Genomic DNA, 23,371 nt, shown 5'->3' with positions numbered 1-23,371 from the left:
CGCGCATGTCCCTCACCGTCATCGCCGAATGCCTGGCCGCTCCTGGCCAGGAGGACCGCCTCCGCACCGCCTTGGAGGCGATGATCGAACCTTCCCTGGAAGAACCCGGATGCCTCGCCTACCAGCCCTACGCCGATCCCAACCGCCCGGCCAGGCGCAGGCCCGCCAGATGCCCCAGGTCCATCCGGCTCACCACCGACTTCGGCGCAGGGAGGCTAGTTCTGATGGGGTGTCCTCGGAACCGTCATCAGTACGTACGGCAGCCAGGGCCCCTCGCGCATCGGCTCGCCTGACTCGCATCAACGCCGCTGGCCGCGGCGGCATTTGAGGCGAACGATGCGCGTGAACGAATCACTGTGGTGGGCATGGCCTTCAGCGTTTGACTCGGTTACGGATGGCGAGGAGGCCCAGACCGAGCAGGACGGGCTCGCTCAGCCGCGAGGCCATCTCGGCGTACGTGCCGAAGGTGGTGAGATCTTGACCCGAGGAACGAAACACCACCGAGTTGATCACCACACGCAGGGACTTCTCGAACCGTTCGACTGACAGCCTCTCGCCATACGCCCCATGAGGGTTCATAGGGGCAGACGGGACAGCGGTGATCACGAACCGGCCGGAGCCGGTCGACGTAGCCGTACTGGTCGGCTTCAGATCGTGCTGCGGAAGACCCCACAGCATCATCGCCAACACGGTGGCAGCCATGGCTGCCACCAGCCACGTAAAGGCTCGGGAGGCCCGCAGCCCATAACCGGACACAGCCCAGTACGCGGTGAGCAGACTCCGCTCGGCCCAGGGAATGTCATCGGCGTGACGGCGCATCTCCATTTCGCCGTAGTAGAAGTCGGCTGCTCCCGGTTCATGCTTGCCGTCTTCGAAGCTCTTGCGTAGTTGCCGGTACACAGGCGCCAAGGCGGTCGGCCCCAGCACCTCGTCCCCTTCGAGAGGAGTGGTCCAGCCGTCTGGGTCTTCGGACCGCACGGCACGCCAATGGTGCTCTTCGACCAGCGTCCGGCGCGGCGTCCAACGCTTGAGCCGCATCCCGCGTCGGTATAGCCCACCGGGCGCGCCAGCCAGGGTGTACACCCCTTCCAGCCGGAGCTGGTCAAGGTGGATTGTCCCTACGAACCGGCAGTCGCGGAGGTCGATGTCGCTCAACACCACGTGCGCCGCGTCCACGCCTCGCAGCGATCGGACCGAAACGCCAGGGCGGGCCAGGTCCACCTCGACCAATTCCTCGCCGTCCACGGTGAAGGGGCGGGAGCGTGCGGCGATACTTAGTGGGTGCTCAAGGACCGCGTCGCTCAAATCCACTGCGGCGTAACGCAGCCGCAGCGCGGCAGTCGACGCCCACCGCGTTCGTCGGCAGTGCACGGCGTTCGCTGCCACCTCGATGGTCACGGGGGCTCCGAAAACTGCCTCCGACAGGTCCAGCGTCCCGGTGCACACCAACGGTCCCATGCCTGAGACGTGTTCGAAGTCCGCCTTCAAGAACACGGCGTCGCCGCGGAACGCCGCGCGACGGAACCAGGTGTCACCGTGGAACGCGGCCCCACCGAACCAGGCAATGTCATGGAACTTCGCTCCGACGAAGGAGGCGTCGCTGTAGAACTTCGCCCCACCGAAGTTGGCAGTGCCGCCCAGTCTCGCCTCGACGAACCATGCACCGCCGTGAAATTGCGCCAGCTCAAAGGAGGAGTGGGCGGCGAAGTGCACGCTTTCGAAGTGAGCTTCGCCGTCGAACTCGGCCCCGTTGAACTGGGCGCTGTTGCCGAACTCCGCGCGCTCAAACGACGCAGTGCCGGCGAACTGTGCCCCGTCGAAGGCTGCGTCGCCCCCGAACTCGGCTCGGTCAAACCGGGCGTTGCCGAACCGGGGCAAGCCTGAGCCTGGGTCCGTCAGAGGGGAAAGCAGTTCGCTGAGCAGTTCGCCGGTGAAGACGGTGCCGCGGTGGTCGATTTCGTCGCCGGGCGACAGGGTGGCCAGGTAGGCGGCGCGATCCGACTCGTTCAGGTGGGCCAAGCAGGCCGAAAAAGTGGGGACTTGGATGCCATGGCAGCCATCAGGGTCGGTCGCCGGGACCGCGCCGTGACCACAGTGGGGCCAGCCCTGCGGATGGGGAGATGGTTCGGGGTTCGAACGTGTCATGCCCCGAAGACGTTCCGGCACGGTCGATCAGTTTCGTTCCCCGGCGCCATTGGGAGGTGGTGCGCCAGCGTCGCGGCGGCCGGCTCGCCCGGGAGGGGGAAGCAGGGTGGCCCTACTTCGATCCTCGCTGACTGAATGGGCCGGCTCTGACCATCAGCGTCGGTCCTTCAGGACGGTGTCGGGCCGGCAAACCGGGCACGGCACCGTGACATCCGGCCCGGCCAGCGCCGCCAGCGCCTCCTCGTCGCTCACCGTCCCGCCGGTCGACCCCGCCTGGGCACAGTCGCGGCGGTGCAGGTAGACGTCGGCCCACCCGTCTGCTTCACAGTGGGCATGATGCCTCGTATCCCTCCGCCAACACGGTATTCACAGGTGACACCCCGTGGATACCCATGAGGCACGCGGAGAGCCCCCACGTCACCGACACCTGGCCGACGGTCTTGAGGACGGCACCCGGAACCAATGACCACATGACCAGGGACGACGCGTCCGCTGGCAGTTCCCGGGCGGGTGACTGAGCCTCCGCGAGTTCCTTCCGCATGAGCGTGCACATCGTTTCGTAGCGGCGCACCGTTCCATCAGGGGCTTGCTCGTCCCATGAGTCCGGTTGGCGGTCGTACGTGACATATCCCAGTTGTTCGTACAGGGCATGCGCCGGGGGTTGTTTCCCTCCACGGCCAGCTCTTCGCCTGCGGGATGTTGGTTGCAGGGCAGACCGCGAGGTAATCGACCTCACCGATCCGGGCACGTTCCAACTTCCGGGCGACGCCGGCCGGATGGTGGTCAGACCCTGCCAACCCGCACGACGCCAGGTCCGCATGCATCAAGTCACGGGCTGACGGCTTCAACACCACCTTGGTCATCTTCAGAACCTCCGGCGAGCCGGCCTCCACGCCGATCACACGGGGCGCAAAGCCGTTTCCCCAGCCCCCGCTCCTGGCTCACCGGGGCCATCGCTCCTCAGGTTCGGCAAGCTGATCACCGCACTTGGCTGTTTCCCCGGACAACCCATCGCTGTATCTCCTAAGCTGCTGCCGGGCCGACGGTTGGCTGCCGTCCTCACACCAACTGGGGAGTAAATGGAAGCCGCTGCCATTGGCGCTCGTCTCGCCTCAAGCGTTGTAGCGCCGCTGATCAAGAGGCTCTTCGTAGCAGACGGCCCCGGTGCCGGTTTGGTCGACAAGCCGCTGCGCGTCTCGAAGCTCGTTTCGTTCAAGGGCGAGAAACGAGTCCTGTCGGACGAAGATCTGCACAAGATCGCCGAAGAACTGGTGAACCGCGCAGCGCAGTCCACCGGCGTCGAGGAACGTCTGCCGGCATACGAACAGCGCGCTGTGGCACATGCCGTAGCGGACTCGCTGAGGTCGCTGGGCTACATCGACATGGACGATGTACAAGCCGTGCAGCTCGGACACCTTGCGCTCTCCCGGTATTTACGGTCGCAGAGCCCCTCGGCCACTCTGGGTTTATCCAGCGACGCAGTGACACTTCATGCGAGCGTGCTCGACACTGCGTGCCTCCATATCCTGCACTTCTTCACCCAGAGATCCACTTTTGTGGCTCGTACGCTGATCGAACACAGCCGTCGGATCGAAGAGTTGTCTCTGAAGATCGACTCCCTGATCGCCCGCACTCCCTCGCCGGCCGACGGTCCTTTCGAGGAGCGCTACGCCGAGTACATTGCCGCCAAGCACGGCAAATTAACCATTTTCGGGCTCGATCTGTCCGAGGCGCCGGAGAATTGGCCGCTCGACGCCGCCTATCTGAGCTTGGACGCAGCGGGCGGCAGAACGCACGACCTCCCCACACTCCTCCCCGCCGATCACATCTTGGCCGGTCGTGACCGAGTGTTGCTCCGGGGCGTCGCAGGATCAGGGAAAACGACGCTCGTACAGTGGCTGGCAGTATCCACGGCGCGGAAGGCTCTCGACGAACGCCTCCTGTATCTCTACGGCCTCGTGCCCTTTGTACTGCCGCTGCGCACCCTGACCCGAGGGGGCGCCAAACTCCCCACACCCGATGGATTCCTGGCCGCGGTTGACTGTCCCATCGCCAGCCTCCAGCCCACAGGATGGTTCGACAGGGTGTTGAGGTCAAAGCGTGGGTTGATCCTGATCGACGGGATCGACGAAATTCCGGAAAGCGAACGCCAAGAGGCACGCCGTTGGCTACAGGAGCTGGTCAGTTCCTACCCGCACAACCGGTGGCTGGTGACCTCTCGGCCTTCGGCCGTACGCCAGGACTGGTTGATCGGTGACGACTTCGCAGAGCTCGACCTTGCTCCGATGAGCCGGGAGAATGTCGCCGAGTTCATCAGGCGGTGGCACAAGGCCGCGGGCATTGGTGATCGTTATGCCACAGATCTCCTGCAAGCTGTACGAGCCAAGCAAGACCTTGGCCGCCTCGCCACCAACCCCCTGATGTGCGCGCTGATCTGCGCCCTTCACCAGGACCGTCGTGGCTATCTCCCGGACGGCCGGAAGGAGGTCTACGACGCCGCCCTCTCCATGCTGCTTTCCCGGCGTGACCGGGAGCGAGGAATCTACAAGCCGGGCACCATTCGCATCGGCGAGGAACATCACATCCAGTTGATCCAGAAACTGGCCTACTGGATGATCCGCAACGGTCGTTCCGAGATGGATCGGACGGATGCCATCGAGCTGCTGGAGCACGCGCTACCCGCGATGCCGAAGATCGCCGATCAGGGGACGGCCGAGGAGATCTATCACCACCTGCTGATCCGAAGTGGTCTTCTGCGCGAACCAAGTGCAGGCTCGATGGATTTCATTCACCGCACTTTTCAGGACTATCTGGGTGCCAAGGCTGCCGTGGAAGGTCTTGACTTCGACTTCCTCATCGCACACGCACATCTCGATCAATGGGAAGACGTCATCCGGATGTCCGTTGCCCACGCTCGGACCATGGAGCGAACCCGGCTGCTGACCGGTCTCATAGAACGAGGTGACACATCCGAAAAGGACGGCAGGCGTCTCCATTTGCTGGCAGCGGCCTGCCTGGAACATGCGACAGAACTGAACCCGGATGTGCGGATGGAGGTGGAGAAGCGGGCCGCGGCGCTGATTCCGCCTCGATCGGCGGATCAGGCGCGCGCTCTGGCCGATGTGGGTCCGGTCGTCCTGGATCTGCTTCCCGGGCCGCAGGGGCTCTCCGACGACGAGGTCTACTTCACGGTACTCTGCGCAACCCGGCTTGCCACCGACGCCGCGATCTCCGTACTGGCGCAGTATCGCGACCTCTCGGACCTCCGTGTCCGTTCGGAACTGGCCAGGGTCTGGAGTCGTTTCGAGTGCGATCGATTCGCTGAGGAAGTCATTGCTCACCTCGGAGAGGAAGAGCTCTACTTCTGCGTCTCGAATGCGCAGGAACTGCATGCGCTCCGACGGTTCGGTGGCCGTTCTCGCATTCGGATAACGGGCACGATCACACCTGAGGAGTTCCAATCCGCCTGCGACCGGACCCGCCTCACTCACTTGTGGGTGGAGGCCGACTCGGAGGCCACCTGGGAGTGGCTGGCGTACTTCCCGAATCTGCACACCATCACGTTCGAAAGCGCTCTGGTCAGTATCGATGTGAGCAGTCTCAAGAAGGTCAGGTCCCTGCGCACCATTCGGCTCGCCGAGGAATCCGTGTTCGTGGGATCCGAGGCTCTTCCGCCGTCCACGGAAATTGTCCGAGCGTGCCTGACCACGACCTGATGGGTGCCGTCCGCATCACGGATGCCCACCGATCGCAGGTGTCGAAGTCGGCCGCTGACCGCATCATCGACCAGCTCGGCCCGTCGCTCGCGCTCCACCCCCGCAAGTGGTTCCGCAAGGACGGCACGCTGGTCCCCACCCGCGACCACATGGTGGCCGAGCAGTCGAAGAACTATCGGTACTCCACCAACCACCAAGTGGTCATCGATGCCAATACCGTCTCGTCGTGGCCGTCGGCCGGCCGCTTCCCGGCAATCGCAACGACTGCAAGGCATGGGAGCTGTCCGGCGCGAAGACCGCCGTCGGCAAGACCACGGTGACCGCGGACGGTGGCTACCGCGGCATGGGCCTGGTCATCCCGCACCGCCGCGAGAAGGGCCAGGCCGAACTCCCGGCCTGAAAAGAGGAACGCAACGCCTCCCACCGCAAGGTCCGCGCCCGCGTCGAGCACGCCTTCGCCCGCATGAAAAGCTGGAAAATCCTCCGCGATTGCCGCCTCAAAGGCGACGGCGTCCACCACGCCATGCTCGGCATCGCCCGCCTGCACAACCTCACCCTCGCCGGATGAGGAAGAAACGAGCACGTTATCCAGCACGTCAAAGATCATTTACGGGTCAGCCCTTAGTGCCGTGACCAGGGAACGTTCATCGTAGTGGGGTTGTGGTGGATGGTGTCGCGGGCTGGTCGCCAGACCCCTTCGAAATCGCATCGGGTCTCCGACTGACTGAAGTATCACTCCGGCGTCGAGCGGATCTGCAGAATGTGCTCATCGCAGCGCACGATTGCCAGTTCACGGTCCGGCTCGGCGCTGCCGGTGAAGGAAATGACCAAACGGCGGTTCTCCGCGAAGTGCCATCGGCCGAGTGCCGATTCCGGAGCGTCTGCCGGGCCCACGGGGTAGTCGATGAAGGTGCCGTCCGCCTGGAATTCCAGCCCGCCACGACCACGTGCAAGCGGGAAGTCGTAGTCGTCAGGCCGGTAGACGGTGATGCCTTCGTGGTCTTCCTCGAAGGCATGCCACCACCTCTGAAACAGAGTGCGGGGAAGCTCGTTCATCGCTCAACCACCTCGCTGCCGCATATGCCATTTGCACCATTTGTCCGTCATGCCTACTCTCAAGTGTAGGTGTGGCGACAGATGCATCCGCGCAGCAGGTCGTACGGCCCCGCGCGCTTTCCGTCCCAACGTGGACATCCGTTTTCGGCGCTCGCATCACGAGCGGCATCTCCCGAGACTGAGCCCAGACACCGGCAGGTGACACCACCATGTCTGACGAAACCGAACGCAGCGCATCGCCTGAGTACACCGACTGGTGTGCCACGATGAGAGCCCATCACGCGCTCCTCGACACGACGGCCGACTACGCCGAGAACCGCACGCTGGTCGAGGAGACCGCATCCGCCTACGAACGCGCCCACGAAAACGGGGAGCGGAGAACGGCGCGGGAGGGCGTGATCGACATCCCCGTCGTTGTGCACGTCGTCCACAGCACCGATGAGCAGAACATCAGTGATGCACAGATCCGCAGTCAGATCGACGTGCTCAACCGCGACTTCCGGAAACAGAATCCGGACCTCGGCAATGTGCCGCAGGTATGGCGCAACATCGTCGGCGACGCCCGGATCAGCTTCCACCTCGCTGCCACCGATCCGCTCGGCCGCCCGACGGACGGCATCACGCGCACCAGGACCACGGTCGCTTCCTTCGACGCCCCGGACCCCAATTCTCCTGACCCCGACAAGAGAACCGACAACAAGGTCAAGTTCGCACAGACCGGGGGCCAGAACGCCTGGCCGGCAGACGCCTACCTCAACATCTGGGTGTGTCAGCTGGCAAGAGGACTGCTCGGCTACGCGCAGTTCCCCGGTGGACCGGCAGCCACGGACGGTGTCGTCATCACCTATAAAGGCTTTGGAACCACCGGGACCGCCGCCGCGCCGTTCAATGGTGGCCGCACGGCGACGCACGAAATCGGGCACTGGCTCAACCTGCGACACATCTGGGGCGACAAGCGGGGCTGCGCCGGCGACGATTTGGTTGCGGACACCCCGAACCAGGAAGGGCCCAATTTCGGGACTCCCACCCCGCATGTGACGTGCAACAACGGGCCGAACGGGGACATGTTCGTGAACTACATGGACTACACCGACGACGTCGCGATGTTCATGTTCACGACGGGCCAAGTGGCACGCATGGAGTCCACCTTCGAAAACGCCCGCAGGTCGTTCGCCACCCGGCAGCTCGTCATGGCGTGACCAGGGGTCTCCGGCGAGTCACCCACGGGACCACAGGCGCACGGCAGGCCGGTGCGGTGACTCCAACGGCTGCGACTGCGGAAATCAAGATCAGCTTTTCTGGAGACGACGCCCGGGAGGCGGCCCGTGCGCTCGAACTCCAGGGGAGCGAGAGCCGCAGTCGCACCATCCACTTCTGGGACAGCCCGAGGAAGGGCAGCGAAGGCATCTCGCTGCCCTTCCTCGACCGCGGGGTCATCTTCCGCCTGCGTATGGACGACGAGGTCCAGGGGCGCAAGCGCGAGACAGACATGACGGTCAAGCTGCGGCCGTGTCCCCCACTGCCAGGCGACTGGCAGACCAACCTCAAGGACGAGGACGACGACTGGGAGTTCACGATCGAGGAGGACCGGACCGGTCCCGCCTTCACTCCGGTGCTGTCCGCCTCACTGCAGGCCGAGCGGAAGGTCGAGGCGAAGCACATCGAGGCGGCGCTCAGGCCCGAACCCGAGCCCGGCGCGCTGGATCACCTTCTCGCCAAGCCGCACCGCCACCTCCTCAAGGGTGCGGTCGGGTTGAAGAAGGGCGATCTCATGGCTCTGACAGCGCTCGGCCCGGTGCACGCCGTCAAGTGGAAACAGGAATGGGACACCCTGCCCCGCCCCGTGGCCATCGAGGAGTGGTCCACCAGGGGCCTGCGCTTCCTTGAAGTCTCGGTGCGCACCAGCGCCGGCGATGCGGCCGAGGCCGAGAGGCAACTCCAACAGTCCCTGCAGAGGCGCCACGTCGACCTCCCGAGATCCGGCGAGACCAAGACCCGGGCCGTGATGAGTGCCCTCGCTCACGACCTGACACTCTGACGAGACCCGTTGGATCTACCTGAACGCGCAGGTCAGAGGTACCGTCCGGTCGCAACGTCCTGGCCGTGCTCGGCGAGGAACCGCAGAACCTCGCCGGCCTCGACGCCTTCGGGTGCCGGCTGTGCTGAGCGCCGGGTGGTGATACCGCACAAGGAGCGAACAGTGCCTACAGCGACCCGCCGTGCTCCCGTGCTACGGGATGGGCACGCAGGACTGCTGCCCTATGCAGCCTCGTGAACGAGATGAAGAGAAAGATGAGGCTCTGTGTCACATCAGTTCGGATCCGCCTCCCCTCTCTTCTCTTCATTGAGGCGGCAAGGTGCCGTCCTTGGTGACCTCGATGTACCGAAGCCCGGCGGCCGGTGCGGACGTTGGAGCGGCCATCGGACGTTCCTCAACGGGGTCCTCTTCCGGCCCCGGAGGACCGTCACCGCACCCGGACTTCCCTCGTGGGCCCCGCCCTGCCACAGCAGGACGGGGCGTCGTCGTGGCGGCTGAAAGGCCAGCTGTCGACTACTCGTTGATGACCTCAAGCAGGTCGTCCGCGTCTTCCTGATCGATGCTCTGCTGCCGCAGCAGTTGAGCGACCACGGCCCTCGCGATGAGCTTGCTGTGCCCGCACGCGTCCATGATCACCGCGTCCACCAGGCCATCGATGCCCAGGGCCACCGCGATGTCGGCCGCCATCTGCCATGCCGTCTGAGACGTGTGCTCTTGCCTCTCCTCGGCCTCGATCTGGCGGCCGGTGGTGGGGTACACGGGCGCGTTATGCCCGGCGACCGCAGCCGCGTGCTTCAGCGCCGCGGGCACCACGTGCAGGATGAGCTCGTGCAGGAGCCCGTCGTACAGGCCGGTGCCGTTGTCGTTGATCTCCAAGGTGATCGTGATCTGGGTGTCCGGATGAACCCAGGCGACGCGGGTGTTCTGAAGCCGGGTCTCTTCCGCTGTGACGTCGACCAGCACCATGAGCCGAATGTGCGGGTCTGCCAGGACGGCTTCGATGGTGGTGTTGTGGACCGCGACGGCCCGGATGAACTCCTCGGCGCGGCCCTTCAGTTTGGCCGGCGCGTTGTCCCTCATGAACAGCACAGCTTCCCCCGTTGGCTGAGCGGGCCACGGTTGGCCCGTGGTATCTCCGACGTTAGGGGAAGCAACGAACCGGTTGGGCGCACTTGAGGTAATTCTGAGCAAGCGCAGGGATTTGGCCGAGAAGGGTCGTATGCGGAGGCGTAGTTGCCGTCGACGCAGCCCGCCACCCTCGTCGCTCCGGCCGGGATGTAGCCCGGCGGCCAGTTGCTTCAGACCTCTGCCGACGACATGCAGCAGTTCCGCTCGCCACGACTGTGAGGCTGCTACCTCGTCAGCCTGCCCAGCATCGGGGCAACCTACGGCGTGCCGGTCGGCGTAGCGGCCCAGAGACCTCTGCCCTTGTCCGACGGCGAGTTGGGGCTTCGCGGTCAGCCCGCCCCGAGATCGTCCGAGGGGAAGGCCGGCCCCCGAGGTCGACGCGACGGGCCTGTGGCTGTGGCTGTGGCGGAAGTCGTCGGCGGCGAATGCGGCGTGCGCCAGGCGGGCGCGGTCGATCATTTGCCGGCAGCGCCCGGCCGTATTCCCGCGGAAGGACGCTGTCACGGTGTGAGCGTGGACCCCTTTCCGCTTCCCGGTTAGGACCGGGCGGGGCTTTGCCAGGTCGGATCCACAAGAGCCGGTCTCTCTGATGCGGTAGAGGTAAAGCCGATGCGACGTTCGGACACTTTAGTTTACATTGAGGGGCATCGGGAACTATAGTTGTCGCATGGCAGCTTCTGAGATCACCCCGGAAGAGCAGACAGAGCTCGACAAGGCCCTGTACGACGCCCTGAATCCCCTGGCCTCGGCCATCCGCTCCCGAGAGACCGGGCTGACCGCAGGCCGTATGTGGGAAGCGAATCCCGTCGACGTGGCGCTGTCCGTCCTGTCCGCATGGAAGGTGCTGGACGTCGAGGTCAAGCGACTGACGGAACAGGCGGCAGCAACCGCTGGCTCCTACGGCGCAAGTTATGAGCAGTTGGGAGCCGTCTGGGGCATCACCCGGCAGGGTGCCCGTAAGAAATGGCCCGACGCCGTCAGGCGTCCGTCCGCGGCAGCGGGCAAAAGCACGCTTGCACTCTTTGGCGGGACTGCTGAGCTGGTGCAGTCGCCTTCTGGTGATTGGAGCTGGACAGGCAAGGGCGCTGATGGAGCATCCGGCACGGTCGCCGATGGGACGCGTTACGCGACCGCAGAAGAGGCGGCAGCCCACGCGGGCGCATTCCTCAAAGAACACGCTCTCGACATCGGCGATCAGTCCTAGAGCATCTCTCGTGCCTCATCTGCGGGCCCAGATGAGGAGGGACGCGAGGTGGAGTGCGCCCTCGTCGCGGAAGCGGCGGCTGAAGGTGCGGACGCTCATGGTGGCGTGGACGGCGGGGTCGGCCAGGGTAAGCGGTTCGGCCAGGTGCTGCATGGCCCATGCCCGGGTGGTGCCTGTGCTGCCGGTGGACGGCGCGGGAAGGGGGCGCTGGAGGTACTGGTCCTGGCCGCCGCCGCGTCACGGCGGTACGACGCAGGAACGGACGCCCTCGTTGGCGATGTGGCTGCCATGGTCGCGGCGGATGAGGTGCAGTCACAGGTCGATGCCGGCGTGACGATCTTCCAGCCTGGCGACGAGGTGTTCGGGATGCCTCGCTTCCCCCACCCGGCGGGCGCGTATGCCGAGTACGTCACAGCACCGGCCCGCCACTTCGCCCCGCGCCCACGCGGCCTCGCCCCCATCCGGGCCGGCGCCATGCCGCTGGCCGCGCTCACCGCCTGGCAGGCCCTGGTCGACACCGCTCACCTCCAGCCGGGGCAGCGCGTGCTGATCCACGCCGCGGCCGGCGGTGTCGGCCCCCTGGCCGTGCAGATCGCCAAGGCCCGCGGCGCATATGTCATCGCCACCGCCGGCGCCGCCAAGCACAACCTGCTGCGTACCCTCGGCGCCGACGAACTCATCGACTACCGCACCCAGGACGTCGCCGACACCGTCCGCGACATCGATGTCGCCCTCGACGGCATCGCGGCCGGGCTACCTCACCCCGCCCTTCGGCACGGATCGCCAGGCGGACGAGGCCGGCACGCAGATCGACCCGTACGACCGCAGCGTGCCGGTCCGGGCGGGGCGAGTCCGCTGGGGACGAGTGCGGGAGGGCAACGCGGTCCTAGCGGGTGTTCTCGGGGGCGGTGACGGCCCCGCCCCCGAGGGCGGTGAGCACCTGGGCGACTGGACCCGAGGGGTGAGCACCCGTACAACTCACTCGCCAGGGACGTGATCGTCCAGTCGGCGCCGGTTCCTCGCGCGGCATCCACTCTCCGGTGATGAGCGAGATCCGGTAGATCCGGGCGGAGGACTTCGTGATAGCCGCGCCGGTGAGATACCGCTCGACCGCCGCGGCGTACGACGGCGGTGGGGCGACCAGTGGGATGACCCGGGCACGTGACACCCGGAACGCGCCCCCTTTCTCCGGCATGGCCGTCCGTTCGATTGCCACCCATCAGCTCCTTCCGGCTCTGCCGCAGTAAATGCATACCTTTCGTCCCCGTTGCTCATGATCAGGTCCGGTCGAACACGCGAGGCTGCGGCATGGTGCCGCAGAGACCGGGCAGGTGCGGAAGCTCGCTTGCCGGAATTGCGGCGCACACGTGACCGATCAACCCTCCAACTGGCCGACACTGTGGGTGGACGTCCGCAAGTACGGCGGCCCAATCTGCGCTGGGGTGGGCTCGATGCGCGGCGACGATGCAGGGAATGCAGGGAAGGAAGTACGAGCTGCTCGACTGGCTTTACCTGCACGTTCCTGCCGATTCCCATAGCCCAGCCCCAGCTGCTCAGGTCGCTTTTGAGCCGGTCGGTGCGTGGGGTTGCGTCACCCGCGCGCGACTGATGCGTCCTCGCGCCGCTGTGCCTGCGGTGTGCGCGGTGCGTGCGGAGGTGCTTCGTAAGCGCTGCTCCGATCGGGTGGTAACGCGATCCGCGTATGGCGCGCTGATCGCGGAGCGGGCTATCCAGTCAACAGCGATTGGTGGGCCGCCCATCTCCCGGTCGAACGGCGTGTGCCTCTCGGGATGGCATCGCCAACTCCCCGGCGCCTGGCGTCAGGCGGGGTGACGGCCCAGACAGTCGACGCATCCGGAGTGCCGCACATGGCTCCCACCCTCACCCTGGTCAGCTCCAGCCCGAACCCTGCGATGGGCGGGCAGACGGTCACCTTCACCGCAGTGGTCATCCCGCTGTGGTTAGGGCTTCCGACCGGCACGGTCACTTTCCGCGTCGGCGGCCTCACCTTGACGGCGCCTGTGGTGGGCGGTCGCGCCACTGTGTCCACCAACGCCCTGGAGGCGGGTTTCCACACGGTCACCGCGGCCTACAGCGGCGACGCGAACTTCGAGCCGTCCACCGGGGCCAACGTGCAGATCGTCTCGAAGAGTTCGACCGTGAGCACGGTGACCTCCTCGCCCGATCCCTCGACCGTCGGGCAGCCAGTCACCCTCACCGCGACCGTCACCCCGGGCGCCCCTGGGGCCAGCAGCGTGCCGACCGGCAGTGTCACCTTCAGCATCAGGGACGGTCCCACGCTGACCGCACCGCTGGTCGGCGGGCGGGCCACGGTCACGACCAGCGCCCTGCCCGTCGGCCGCCACACCATCACCGCGCTGTACAGCGGCAGTTCGATGTATCTCCGCTCCACCGGTGTCGACGTCCACACCGTGCGCAGCAAGGTTGTGACCTCCACCGTGCTCACCTCGGCGCCGGACCCGTCCGCGGCGGGCCAGCCGGTGGCCTTCACCGCGACCGTCACGCCGATTCCGCCGGGGTCGGGCACTCCGACCGGTACGGTCACGTTCACCTTCGGCGACAGCACCCCACCGGTCACCGCTCCTGTGACGCGGGGGGTGGCCACCGCCTCGCACGTCTACGCCCACGCAGCCGACAGCCCGTATCCAGTCACGGCCAGCTACAGCGGCGACGGCGAGTTCACCGCGTCCGTCGGCCAGGACACCCAGACGGTGGGGAGGGCGTCGACGACCACCGTGGTCTCCTCGTCGCCGGATCCATCGCTGGTGGGGCAGTTGGTGACGTTCACGGCCAACATCGCGGCGGTCCCGCCCGGCCAGGGCACACCCACCGGGACGGTGACGTTCGACTTCGGGGACGGGACGGCGCCGGTGATGGCACCGGTTTCGGGTGGCGTGGCGAGGGCTACGCACACCTACATCAGCGCGGCCGACAGCCCGTTCGCGGTCAGCGCCACCTACAGCGGTGACCGCGACTTCAGGCCGTCGTCGGGTACGGACACCCAGACCGTAGCCAGGGCGGCCACGACCACTGTGGTCTCTTCGTCGCCGGATCCCTCGGTGACGGGCCAGGAAGTGGTCTTCACCGCGACGGTCGGCTCGGTTCCGCCGGGGGCGGGTGCGCCGTCGGGGACGGTGACGTTCGACTTCGGAGACGGTACGGCGCCGGTGACGGCACCGGTCTCCGGCGGTGTGGCGACGGTCGTGCACGTGTACACCAGGGTGGCCGGCAGCCCGTATCCGGTGTCGGCCACGTACAGCGGTGACGGCGACTTCACCGAGTCCGCCGGCCAGGACACCCAGACGGTGGGGAGGGCGTCGACGACCACCGTGGTCTCCTCGTCGCCGGATCCGTCGGTGGTCGGGCAGTTGGTGACGTTCACGGCCAACGTCGCGGCGGTCCCGCCAGGCCGGGGCACGCCCACCGGGAGCGTGACGTTCGACTTCGGTGACGGGACGGAGCCGGTCACCGCACCCGTCACAGGGGGTGTGGCGAGTACCTCGCACCGGTTCCCGACCACAGCCGGCAGTCCTTTTGCGGTCACCGCCACCTACAGCGGGGACGACGACTTCACGGCCTCCGTCGGCAGTGACACCCAGACGGTGCGTCGGGCGCCATCGGTGACCCTCGTGAGAGCGTTGCCGGACCCGTCCGTGGTGGGTCAGCAGGTGGTGGTCCTCGCGCGTGTCATGTCCCTTCCGTTGGGGGAGGCCAGGCCCACTGGCACGGTCACCTTCACCTTCGGCGACGGTACGGCGCCGGTGGTTGCGCGGGTCGTGGGGGCCGGCTGGGCGCGGGTGGTCCACACCTACATGGCCACGGCGGGCAGTCCGTTCGCGATCACCGCCACCTATAGCGGTGACCGCGACTTCCGGCCGTCGTCGGGTACGGACACGCAGACGGTGGAGAGGGCGTCGACGACCACTGTGGTGTCGTCGTCGCCGGATCCCTCGGTGACGGGTCAGGAAGTGGTCTTCACCGCGACGGTGGGCCCGGTGGCCCCGGGGGCGGGGGCACCCTCGGGGACGGTGACGTTCGACTTCGGAGACGGGACGCCGACCGTCACGGCCGCGGTTTCGGGTGGCGTGGCGACGGCCGTGCACGCCTACACCAGCGCAGCCGGCAGTCCGTATCCGGTCACCGCCACCTACAGCGGGGACACCGATTTCGAGAGCTCTGTGGGTACGGTGCCCCACAGCGTCGGTCAGGCCTCGTCGACGACCACCGTCACCTCGTCGCCGGATCCGTCGGCGGTGGGGCAACCGGTGACGTTCACCGCCGAGGTCGCTGCGGTGGCGCCGGGGGCCGGCACGCCGTCGGGCACGGTGACCTTCGACTTCGGGGACGGTACGCCGGCGGTGACCGCGCCCGTCGAGGCGGGGACGGCGAGCGCGGTGCACGCCTATGCGAGTACGTCGGCCAGCCCGTACACCGTCATGGCCACCTACAGCGGTGACGGCGATTTCGGCGTCTCGGCCGGTACGGACAGCCAGACGGTGGAGCCGGCGTCGACGACCACCGTGGTGTCGTCCTCGCCGGACCCGTCCGTGGTGGGCCAGTCGGTGACGTTCACGGCCGAGGTCGCTGCGGTGGCGCCGGGCGCCGGCACGCCGTCGGGCACGGTGACTTTTGACTTCGGTGACGGGTCGTCACCGCTGTCGGCGCCCGTCGAGGCGGGTGTGGCGAGCGTGACGCACGTCTACGCGAGCACCTCGGGCAGCCCCTATGACGTCACGGCGTCTTACCACGGCGACGGCGACTTCACCGCCTCCGTGGGGGTGGACACTCAGACGGTGGGCCAGGCCTCGTCGACCACCACGGTGAGCTCGTCGCCGGACCCGTCGGTGGTGGGCCAGCCGGTGACGATCATTGCCGAGGTGGCCGCGGTGGCGCCGGGCGCGGGAACGCCGTCGGGCACCGTGACCTTCGACTTCGGGGACGGCACCGCCTCCGCGGTGGTCCCGGTGACGGGCGGCGTGGCGACGGTCACCCATGCGTACGCGGACGTGTCGGGCAGCCCGTACACGGTCACCGCCGTCTACAGCGGCGACGGCGACTTCACCGCGTCGTCCGGGACGGACACCCAGACGGTGGGCCAGGCACAGTCGGCCACGACCGTGACATCGCCGCCGGGGCCGTCCATGGTCGGGGAACCGGTGGAGTTCACGGCCGACGTCGCGGCGGTCCCGCCGGGAGCGGGGACCCCGTCGGGCACGGTGACCTTCGACTTCGGGGACGGTACGGCGCCGGTCACGGCAACTCTCGCGGACGGGACGGCCACGGTCACCCATACCTTCACCACCACCGCCGGCAGCCCGTACACGGTGACCGCGACCTACGGCGGCGATGCCCTGTTCCGCCCCTCCTCCGGCGGCGACCTCCACACCGTCCAACAGGCCGCCACGGCCACCGCGGTGGCGTCGTCGCCGGATCCGAGCGTCGTCGGCGAGCCAGTGGAGTTCACCGCGACGGTCACCCCGCTGGCCCCCGGCGCAGGGGCCCCGTCCGGGGCGGTGACGTTCGACTTCGGGGACGGTACGGCGCCGGTCACGGCAACCGTCGCGGACGGGACGGCGACGGTCACCCACACCTTCATCACCGCGGCCGGCAGCCCGTACACGGTCACCGCCACCTACGGCGGAGACCTGGACTTCCTGCCGTCGACCGGCACGGACAACCACACCGTGGACCGGGCCCCGACCACCACTGCGCTGACCACGTCACCGGATCCTTCCCGGCCCGGGGACCCGGTGACCGTGACCGCGCAGGTCGCCCCGCTGAACCCCGGGGCCGGCAACCCGTCGGGATCCGTCACGTTCGACTTCGGCGACGGGACTCCCACGGTCACCGTGCCGGTCGGGGACGGACCCACCACGGTCGAGCACACCTACGCCAGCGAGACCGGCAGCCCGTTCACGGTAACCGCCTCCTACAGCGGCGACGCCGACTTCACGCCCTCCGGCGACACCCAGAGCCACACCGTGGACATCGATATCGCGGTCACGACGACCGCGGTCAGCTCGTCACCGGACCCCTCGACGGTGGGCGATACGGTGGCATTCACCGCGACGGTCACCGCGGTACCCGCCGGGTCGCCCGAGCCGACCGGAACCGTCACCTTCGACTTCGGTGACGGCACACCGCCTGCCGAGGTGCCCTTGGTGGACGGCGAAGCCACCGCCGATCACACGTACGCCACCGCCGTCGGCAGCCCCTATCCGGTCACCGCCACCTTCAACAGCGCCAGCGCCCCCACCATCCGGGCGCTTGCCGCCCCGGAGATCTTCAGCTCGTCCACGGGTGTCGACACCCAGACGGTCACCCCCACAGCCTCGACCACCACTGTCACGTCGACGCCGGACCCGTCGGTGGTCGGAGAGCCGGTGACCTTCACGGCGACCGTTGCGGCGGTCGTACCCGGAGACGGAACTCCGACAGGCTCGGTGACCTTCGACTTCGGTGACGGCACACCGCCCGTCACGGCGCCGGTCGACGACGGGGTGTCCACCCTCACACACGCCTACCCGAGCGCGGCCGACAGCCCGTACGAGGTCACCGCAACCTACAGCGGCGACGCGGACTTCGAGGCCTCCGCCGATGCCGGGACCCACACCGTTCAGCCGGCCGCAACGACCATCGAGGTGTCTTCCGCACCGGACCCGTCGGTGGTGGGCCAGCCCGTGACGATCACCGCGCGGGTTACGCCGGTTCAGCCGGGGTCCGGCACGCCGACAGGCACGGTCACCGTCGACTTCGGTGACGGTTCGCCACCGGTCACCCTGTCGATCGCCGTGGCCTCGCTCAGCGGCGCACTGCAGGTCACTCACACGTACACCAGCGCATCGGGCAGCCCGTACCCGGTCACCGCCACCTACAGCGGCGACGGTGACTTCACTTCCTCCGTGGGCACCGACACGCAGACCGTCGGCCCGGCCGCGACGACCACCGAGGTCTCCTCGGCGCCGGATCCGTCGGTGGTGGGCCAGCCCGTGACGTTCGTTGCCCAGGTGCGACCGGTGGCCCCGGGGTCGGGCGCTCCCGACGGCACGGTGACCTTCGCCTTCGGTGACGGTACGGAGCCGGTCACTGTGCCGATCGACGGCGGGGCGGCCGCCACCACGCACACCTACACCGACGCGGCCGCCAACGGCTATTTGGTCACCGCCACCTACGACGCGGACGCCGACTTCGGTACGTCGACCAGTACCACCGTCCAAAGCGTCGGCCCGGCCGCGACCGTCACCGAGGTGACCTCTTCTCCGGACCCTTCGGTGGTGGGCCAACCGGTGACCTTCACCGCGTCCGTCTCCCCCCTCGAACCGGGCTCGGGCGCTCCCACGGGAACGCTGGTCTTCGACTTCGGGGACGGCTCCCCACCGGTGGCGGCACCCGTCACCGACGGCAAGGCGACGGCCACCCACTCCTACACCAGCACGGCGGGCAGCCCCTACACGGTCACCGTCACGTACGGCGGGGACGGCGATTTCGAGGGCTCGGCCGGCTCGGAAACCCACACCGTCAACCCCGCACGGACCACCACCACCGTGACCTCGGCTCCTGACCCCTCGACGGTCGGTCAACCGGTCACGTTTACCGCGAAGGTGACACCGGCACCTCCCGGGGCGGGCATACCCACCGGCTCGGTCACCTTCGACTTCGGTGACGGCTCCGTGGGCGTCACGGTGCCCGTCGCCGGCGGAGTGGCGACGGCGTCCCACACCTACACCAGCACCGCCGCCAGCCCCTACACGGTCACCGCTGCGTACTCCGGAGACGCCGACTTCGAGGCCTCCGTCGACACCGACGTCCAGACCGTCACCCAGGCCGAGTCGAGCACCACGGTGACCTCCTCGCCGGATCCTTCGGTGGTCGGCGAGCCGGTGACGTTCACCGCCACCGTGACCACCGTCGCTCCCGGGGCCGGCATCCCGACAGGCACCGTGACGTTCGACTTCGGTGACGGCACACCACCGGTCACGGCACCGGTCACCGACAGCCAGGCCACGACCGAACACGCCTATGTGCACGCGAATTTGACGTCGAATCAGGTCAGCGCCGCCTACAGCGGCGATCCCGACACCACGGCCTCCTCCGGCACCGCCACCCACACCGTCGCCCGGGCGGCGACGACCACTGAGGTGTCCTCCACACCGGACCCGTCGGTGGTCGGCCAGGCGGTCACCTTCACCGCCCGGGTGCGGCCGGTGGCCCCCGGAGCGGGTGCCCCCTCCGGCACGGTGACGGTCGACTTCGGCGACGGAACCCCAGAGGTCAGCGCGCCGGTCGCCAACGGGGTGGCCACGGTCACGCACGCATACGCCTCCGCCGCCCGGAATTCCTACCAGGCCACCGCCACGTACGGCGGGGGCGGCGACTTCGGTGTCTCGGCCGGCACCGCCACCCACACCGTTGCCCAGGCGGCGACGACCACCACCGTGGCGTCCTCCCCGGATCCGTCGGTGGTCGGGGAGCCGGTGACGTTCACCGCCACGGTGGCGCCCGTTGCGCCCGGCGCCGGTGCCCCGACAGGCACCGTGACGTTCGACTTCGGCGACGGGACGACCCCCGTCACGGTGCCGCTGGCCGGTGGTACGGCGACCCTCACGCATGCGTATCCCACCACCGTGAGCAGCCCGTACACCGTCACGGTCGCCTACAACGGGGACGCCGACTTCACCGCCTCAGAGGGCGCGGACACCCAGGTCGTCGGCCCGGCGCAGACGACCACCGCACTGACGACAGCACCGGATCCCTCGGTGGCCGGCCAGCCGGTGGCCTTCATCGCCACCGTGACACCGGTGGCGCCAGGCGCGGGCTCACCGGGCGGTGCGGTGACGTTCAACTTCGGGGACGGCACACCGCCCGTCAGGGTGCCAGTCAGGAGCGGACTGGCAAGGGTGCGGCACGCCTACGCCAATGCGGGCCCGTACACGGCAGCCGCCACCTACAGCGGTGATGCGGACTTCGCTTCCTCCGCTGCCACGGACACCCAGGCGGTGGCCAGGGCGTCGTCGCTGATGAGGGTGGTGACCTCGCCCGATCCGTCGGTGGCCGGCCAGTCGGTGGGCGTCCTCGCTCGCATCGTCGTGGCCCAACCCGGGATCGCGGACCCCACCGGCACGGTGACCTTCAGCTTCGGCGACGGCACGCCACCGGTCGCCGCGCGTGTCACCCGTGGCCTGGCGGCGGTACGGCACGCATACGCCGGTGTGGCCGGCAGTCCGTACACCGTGACCGCGAACTACAGCGGGGACCGGAACGTCAAGCCTGCCGCGGCCACCGACACCCACACCGTGCAGGCCCACGCCGCCCTGACCACCACGACGGTCACGTCTTCACCGGACCCGTCGGTGGCCGGGCAGCCGGTGGCCTTCACCGCCACGGTCGCGCCCGTACCACCCGCCGCGGGCACGCCCACAGGCACGGTCACCTTCGACTTCGGCGACGGCACACCGCCCACCGACGTCCCCCTCACCAACGGCACGGCGACGGTCTTGCACCCCTATACCGGGGCGGCCGGCAGCCCCTACCCGGTCACCGTCTTCTACAGCGGGAACGCGGACTTCAGCTCCTCCGACGGAACCGATACCCAGACCGTCAACCGGGCATCGACCACCGCCGCGGTGACCTCCTCCCCCGACCCGTCGGTGGTGGGCCAGCCGGTGACCTTCACCGCCACGGTCACCCCCTCCGTACCGGCATCCGGTACGCCCACGGGGACGGTCACCTTCGACTTCGGCGACGGCACCGCACCCGTCGTCGCACCGGTCTCCGACGGCATCGCACAGGCCACGCACACCTTCTCCGGCGTGCCCGGAACCCCCCTCACCGTCCATGCCACCTACAGCGGCGACGCCGCCTTCGACTCCTCCGACGCCACCGACACCCAGACCGTGGCCCGGGCCGCGTCGGCCACCACGGTCACCTCCTCGCCCGACCCGTCCGTGGTCGGCCAGCCGGTGAACTTCACCGCCACGGTCACCCCCGTCGCGCCGGGAGCCGCTACGCCCACGGGCACGGTCACCTTCGACTTCGGCGACGGTACGACCGCCACCGCCCCGGTCACGGACAACCGGGCCACGGTGGTGCACACCTACATCACCACGAACGGCAGTCCCCTCACCGTCACCGCCGCCTACAGCGGCGACGCCAACATCGCCCCCTCCACCGGGACAGAAACCCACCGCGTGGCGCAGGCCGCCACCGCCACCACGCTCACCTCCTCGCCGGACCCCTCAGCGGTGGGCCAACAGGTGACCTTCACCGCAACGGTGGCATCGGTCGCGCCCGGCGCCGGCGCCCCGACAGGCGCCGTCACCTTCACCTTCGGCGACGCCACCACACCAGTCACCGCCTCACTCTCCGGCGGCACCGCCACAGTCACCCACACCTACACCACCACCTCCGGCAGCCCGTACACCGTGACCGCCACCTACGGCGGGAGCACCGACTTCGCGCCCTCCAGCGGCACAGACACCCAGACCGTGCACATGGCAGGGACAACCACCACCGTGTCCTCGTCCCCGGACCCGTCGGTCGTGGGCCAACAGGTGACCTTCACCGCCACGGTGGCATCGGTCGCGCCCGGCGCCGGCACACCGACAGGCACCGTCACCTTCACCTTCGGCGACGCCACCACACCAGTCACCACCTCACTCTCCGGCGGCACCGCCACAGTCACCCACACCTACACCACCACCTCCGGCAGCCCGTACACCGTGACCGCCACCTACGGCGGGAGCACCGACTTCGCGCCCTCCAGCGGCACAGACACCCACACCGTCGGCCAGGCCGCCACGGCCACCACCGTCACCTCCTCGCCGGACCCCTCGGCAGTGGGCCAACCGGTGACCTTCACCGCCACCGTGGTGCTCCTCGCTCCGGGCGCCGGTGCCCCAACAGGCACGGTGACCTTCGACTTCGGCGACGGCACCACACCGGCCACGGTCCCGCTATCGAGCGGCAGCGCCGCAGTCACCCACACCTTCACCACCAGGGCGGGCAGCCCGTTCACGGTCACCGCAACGTACGGCGGCAACACCGACTTCGCGCCCTCCAGTGGCACAGACACCCAGACCGTCAACCGGGCCCCGACCTCCACCGCGGTCACCTCCTCGCCGGACCCGTCGTTGGTGGGCCAGTCCGTGACGTTCACCGCGCGGGTGACGCCCGTCGCTCCGGGCGCTGGCACCCCGGCAGGCACGGTGACCTTCGACTTCGGCGACGGCACCACACCGGTCACCGCCCCGCTGTCGGGTGGCATCGCCGCGGTCACCCACGCCCTCACCACCAGGGCGGGCAGCCCGTTCACAGTCACCGCAACGTACGGCGGCAACACCGACTTCGCGCCTTCCAACGGGGCGGACACCCAGATTCTGAACGCTGCGGGGACAACCACCACCGTGGCCTCGTCCCCGGATCCGTCGGTGGTCGGCCAGCCGGTGACCTTCACCGCCACAGTGGCATCCGCAACGCCGAACGGGGGCACTCCGAAGGGCACGGTGACCTTCACCTTCGGCGACGGAACCGCAGCAGCCACCGCCCAACTGTCCGGTGGCACCGCCACGGTCACCCACACCTTCACCACCACGTCCAGGAGCCCGTACACGGTCACCGCCACCTACAGCGGGAACACCGACTTCACCTCCTCCAGTGGCACGGACACCCAGACGGTGAACCGAGCGTGGACCACCACTACGGTCGCCTCCGCACCCGACCCCTCGGAGGCGGGCCAAGAGGTGACCCTCACCGCGATCGTCGCTCCCGTCGCGCCCGGCGCGGGTACCCCGACAGGTACCGTCACATTTGACTTCAGCAGTCAACCGGCCGCGACAGTCCTCCTGATCAACGGCAGGGCCACGCTGACCACCCACCCCCTGAGCGTCGGTACCCACACCATCACCGCCACCTACAGCGGCAGCGGCGACTTCAACCCCTCCACTGGCACGGACACGCACACAGTTGTCCCCCACGCGGGCGTGTAGGAGTCAGTACCTGGCCCCGTCGAACGCGCCTACGGTGGTGCTGGTTGAGGGAGCGGTCCTGTTGGGCTCCGTAGTTGCC

At 68.2% G+C, this 23,371-nt stretch carries 11 protein-coding genes and 4 pseudogenes; 8 read left to right on the top strand and 7 right to left on the bottom strand.

Annotation, left to right across the window (positions count from 1 at the left end; all coding sequences use genetic code 11):
- The first annotated feature begins 5 nt into the window (after window positions 1-5).
- Window positions 6-293: an antibiotic biosynthesis monooxygenase gene (locus tag AB0E02_RS13700; protein WP_362138551.1), complete on the top strand. Its 288-nt coding sequence runs from the start codon at window positions 6-8 to the stop codon at window positions 291-293.
- Between the two features lie 79 nt (window positions 294-372).
- Here the strand turns inward: AB0E02_RS13700 and AB0E02_RS13695 are convergent, their stop codons facing one another.
- The 3 genes and pseudogenes from AB0E02_RS13695 to AB0E02_RS13685 all read right to left on the bottom strand — a co-directional run.
- Complete coding sequence (locus tag AB0E02_RS13695) at window positions 373-2,019, bottom strand: pentapeptide repeat-containing protein (RefSeq protein ID WP_362138549.1); 1,647 nt, start codon at window positions 2,017-2,019, stop codon at window positions 373-375.
- A gap of 279 nt (window positions 2,020-2,298) precedes the next feature.
- A complete protein-coding gene (locus AB0E02_RS13690; RefSeq protein ID WP_362138743.1) occupies window positions 2,299-2,442 on the bottom strand; it encodes a DUF6233 domain-containing protein in 144 nt (47 codons plus the stop codon).
- A 226-nt stretch (window positions 2,443-2,668) separates the two neighbouring features.
- Window positions 2,669-3,008, bottom strand: a pseudogene (locus tag AB0E02_RS13685) (GNAT family N-acetyltransferase); the annotation flags it as partial.
- A 216-nt stretch (window positions 3,009-3,224) separates the two neighbouring features.
- On the opposite strand from AB0E02_RS13685, the gene AB0E02_RS13680 reads away from it, so the two are divergent.
- Both AB0E02_RS13680 and AB0E02_RS13675 read left to right on the top strand, forming a co-directional pair.
- The gene (locus AB0E02_RS13680) at window positions 3,225-5,861 is read left to right on the top strand and encodes an NACHT domain-containing protein (RefSeq protein WP_362138546.1); all 2,637 of its coding nucleotides are present in this window, start codon (window positions 3,225-3,227) and stop codon (window positions 5,859-5,861) included.
- Window positions 5,862-5,899: 38 nt separating this feature from the next.
- Window positions 5,900-6,429, top strand: a pseudogene (locus tag AB0E02_RS13675) (transposase); the annotation flags it as partial.
- A gap of 164 nt (window positions 6,430-6,593) precedes the next feature.
- Here the strand turns inward: AB0E02_RS13675 and AB0E02_RS13670 are convergent.
- Window positions 6,594-6,917, bottom strand: a complete 324-nt coding sequence (locus AB0E02_RS13670) for a hypothetical protein (RefSeq protein ID WP_362138544.1) — start codon at window positions 6,915-6,917, stop codon at window positions 6,594-6,596.
- Window positions 6,918-7,126: 209 nt separating this feature from the next.
- Between AB0E02_RS13670 and AB0E02_RS13665 the strand changes: the two genes are divergently transcribed.
- Both AB0E02_RS13665 and AB0E02_RS13660 read left to right on the top strand, forming a co-directional pair.
- Window positions 7,127-8,116 carry a zinc metalloprotease gene (locus tag AB0E02_RS13665; protein WP_362138542.1) on the top strand — a complete coding sequence of 330 codons (990 nt, stop codon included), beginning with the start codon at window positions 7,127-7,129 and terminating at the stop codon, window positions 8,114-8,116.
- A gap of 56 nt (window positions 8,117-8,172) precedes the next feature.
- Entirely contained in the window at window positions 8,173-8,955 is a 783-nt protein-coding gene (locus AB0E02_RS13660) for a hypothetical protein (RefSeq protein WP_362138540.1), read from the top strand.
- A gap of 513 nt (window positions 8,956-9,468) precedes the next feature.
- On the opposite strand, the gene AB0E02_RS13655 is transcribed toward AB0E02_RS13660, so the two are convergent.
- Window positions 9,469-10,035, bottom strand: coding sequence for a hypothetical protein (locus AB0E02_RS13655; protein WP_362138538.1), 567 nt, complete (start codon window positions 10,033-10,035; stop codon window positions 9,469-9,471).
- Window positions 10,036-10,750: 715 nt separating this feature from the next.
- Between AB0E02_RS13655 and AB0E02_RS13650 the strand changes: the two genes are divergently transcribed.
- Window positions 10,751-11,287 carry a hypothetical protein gene (locus AB0E02_RS13650; protein ID WP_362138536.1) on the top strand — a complete coding sequence of 179 codons (537 nt, stop codon included), beginning with the start codon at window positions 10,751-10,753 and terminating at the stop codon, window positions 11,285-11,287.
- A gap of 60 nt (window positions 11,288-11,347) precedes the next feature.
- Here AB0E02_RS13650 and AB0E02_RS13645 read toward each other — a convergent pair.
- A pseudogene (locus AB0E02_RS13645) lies at window positions 11,348-11,617 on the bottom strand (AraC family transcriptional regulator); the annotation flags it as partial.
- On the opposite strand from AB0E02_RS13645, the pseudogene AB0E02_RS13640 reads away from it, so the two are divergent.
- A pseudogene (locus AB0E02_RS13640) lies at window positions 11,615-12,031 on the top strand (NADP-dependent oxidoreductase); the annotation flags it as partial. The pseudogenes AB0E02_RS13645 and AB0E02_RS13640 overlap by 3 nt on opposite strands.
- Window positions 12,032-12,173: 142 nt before the next feature.
- Here AB0E02_RS13640 and AB0E02_RS13635 read toward each other — a convergent pair.
- Window positions 12,174-12,503, bottom strand: coding sequence for a hypothetical protein (locus tag AB0E02_RS13635; protein ID WP_362138534.1), 330 nt, complete (start codon window positions 12,501-12,503; stop codon window positions 12,174-12,176).
- 652 nt (window positions 12,504-13,155) lie between these two features.
- On the opposite strand from AB0E02_RS13635, the gene AB0E02_RS13630 reads away from it, so the two are divergent.
- Window positions 13,156-23,292, top strand: a complete 10,137-nt coding sequence (locus AB0E02_RS13630) for an Ig-like domain repeat protein (protein WP_362138532.1) — start codon at window positions 13,156-13,158, stop codon at window positions 23,290-23,292.
- Window positions 23,293-23,371: the final 79 nt, after the last annotated feature.

Origin of the sequence: Streptomyces sp. NPDC048196, assembly GCF_040652715.1 — a bacterium.
In the GTDB taxonomy this organism is placed as follows: domain Bacteria; phylum Actinomycetota; class Actinomycetes; order Streptomycetales; family Streptomycetaceae; genus Streptomyces; species Streptomyces siderophoricus.
The sequence above is the reverse complement of the archived record's forward strand: the minus strand, read 5'-3'. Positions and strand labels throughout refer to the sequence as shown.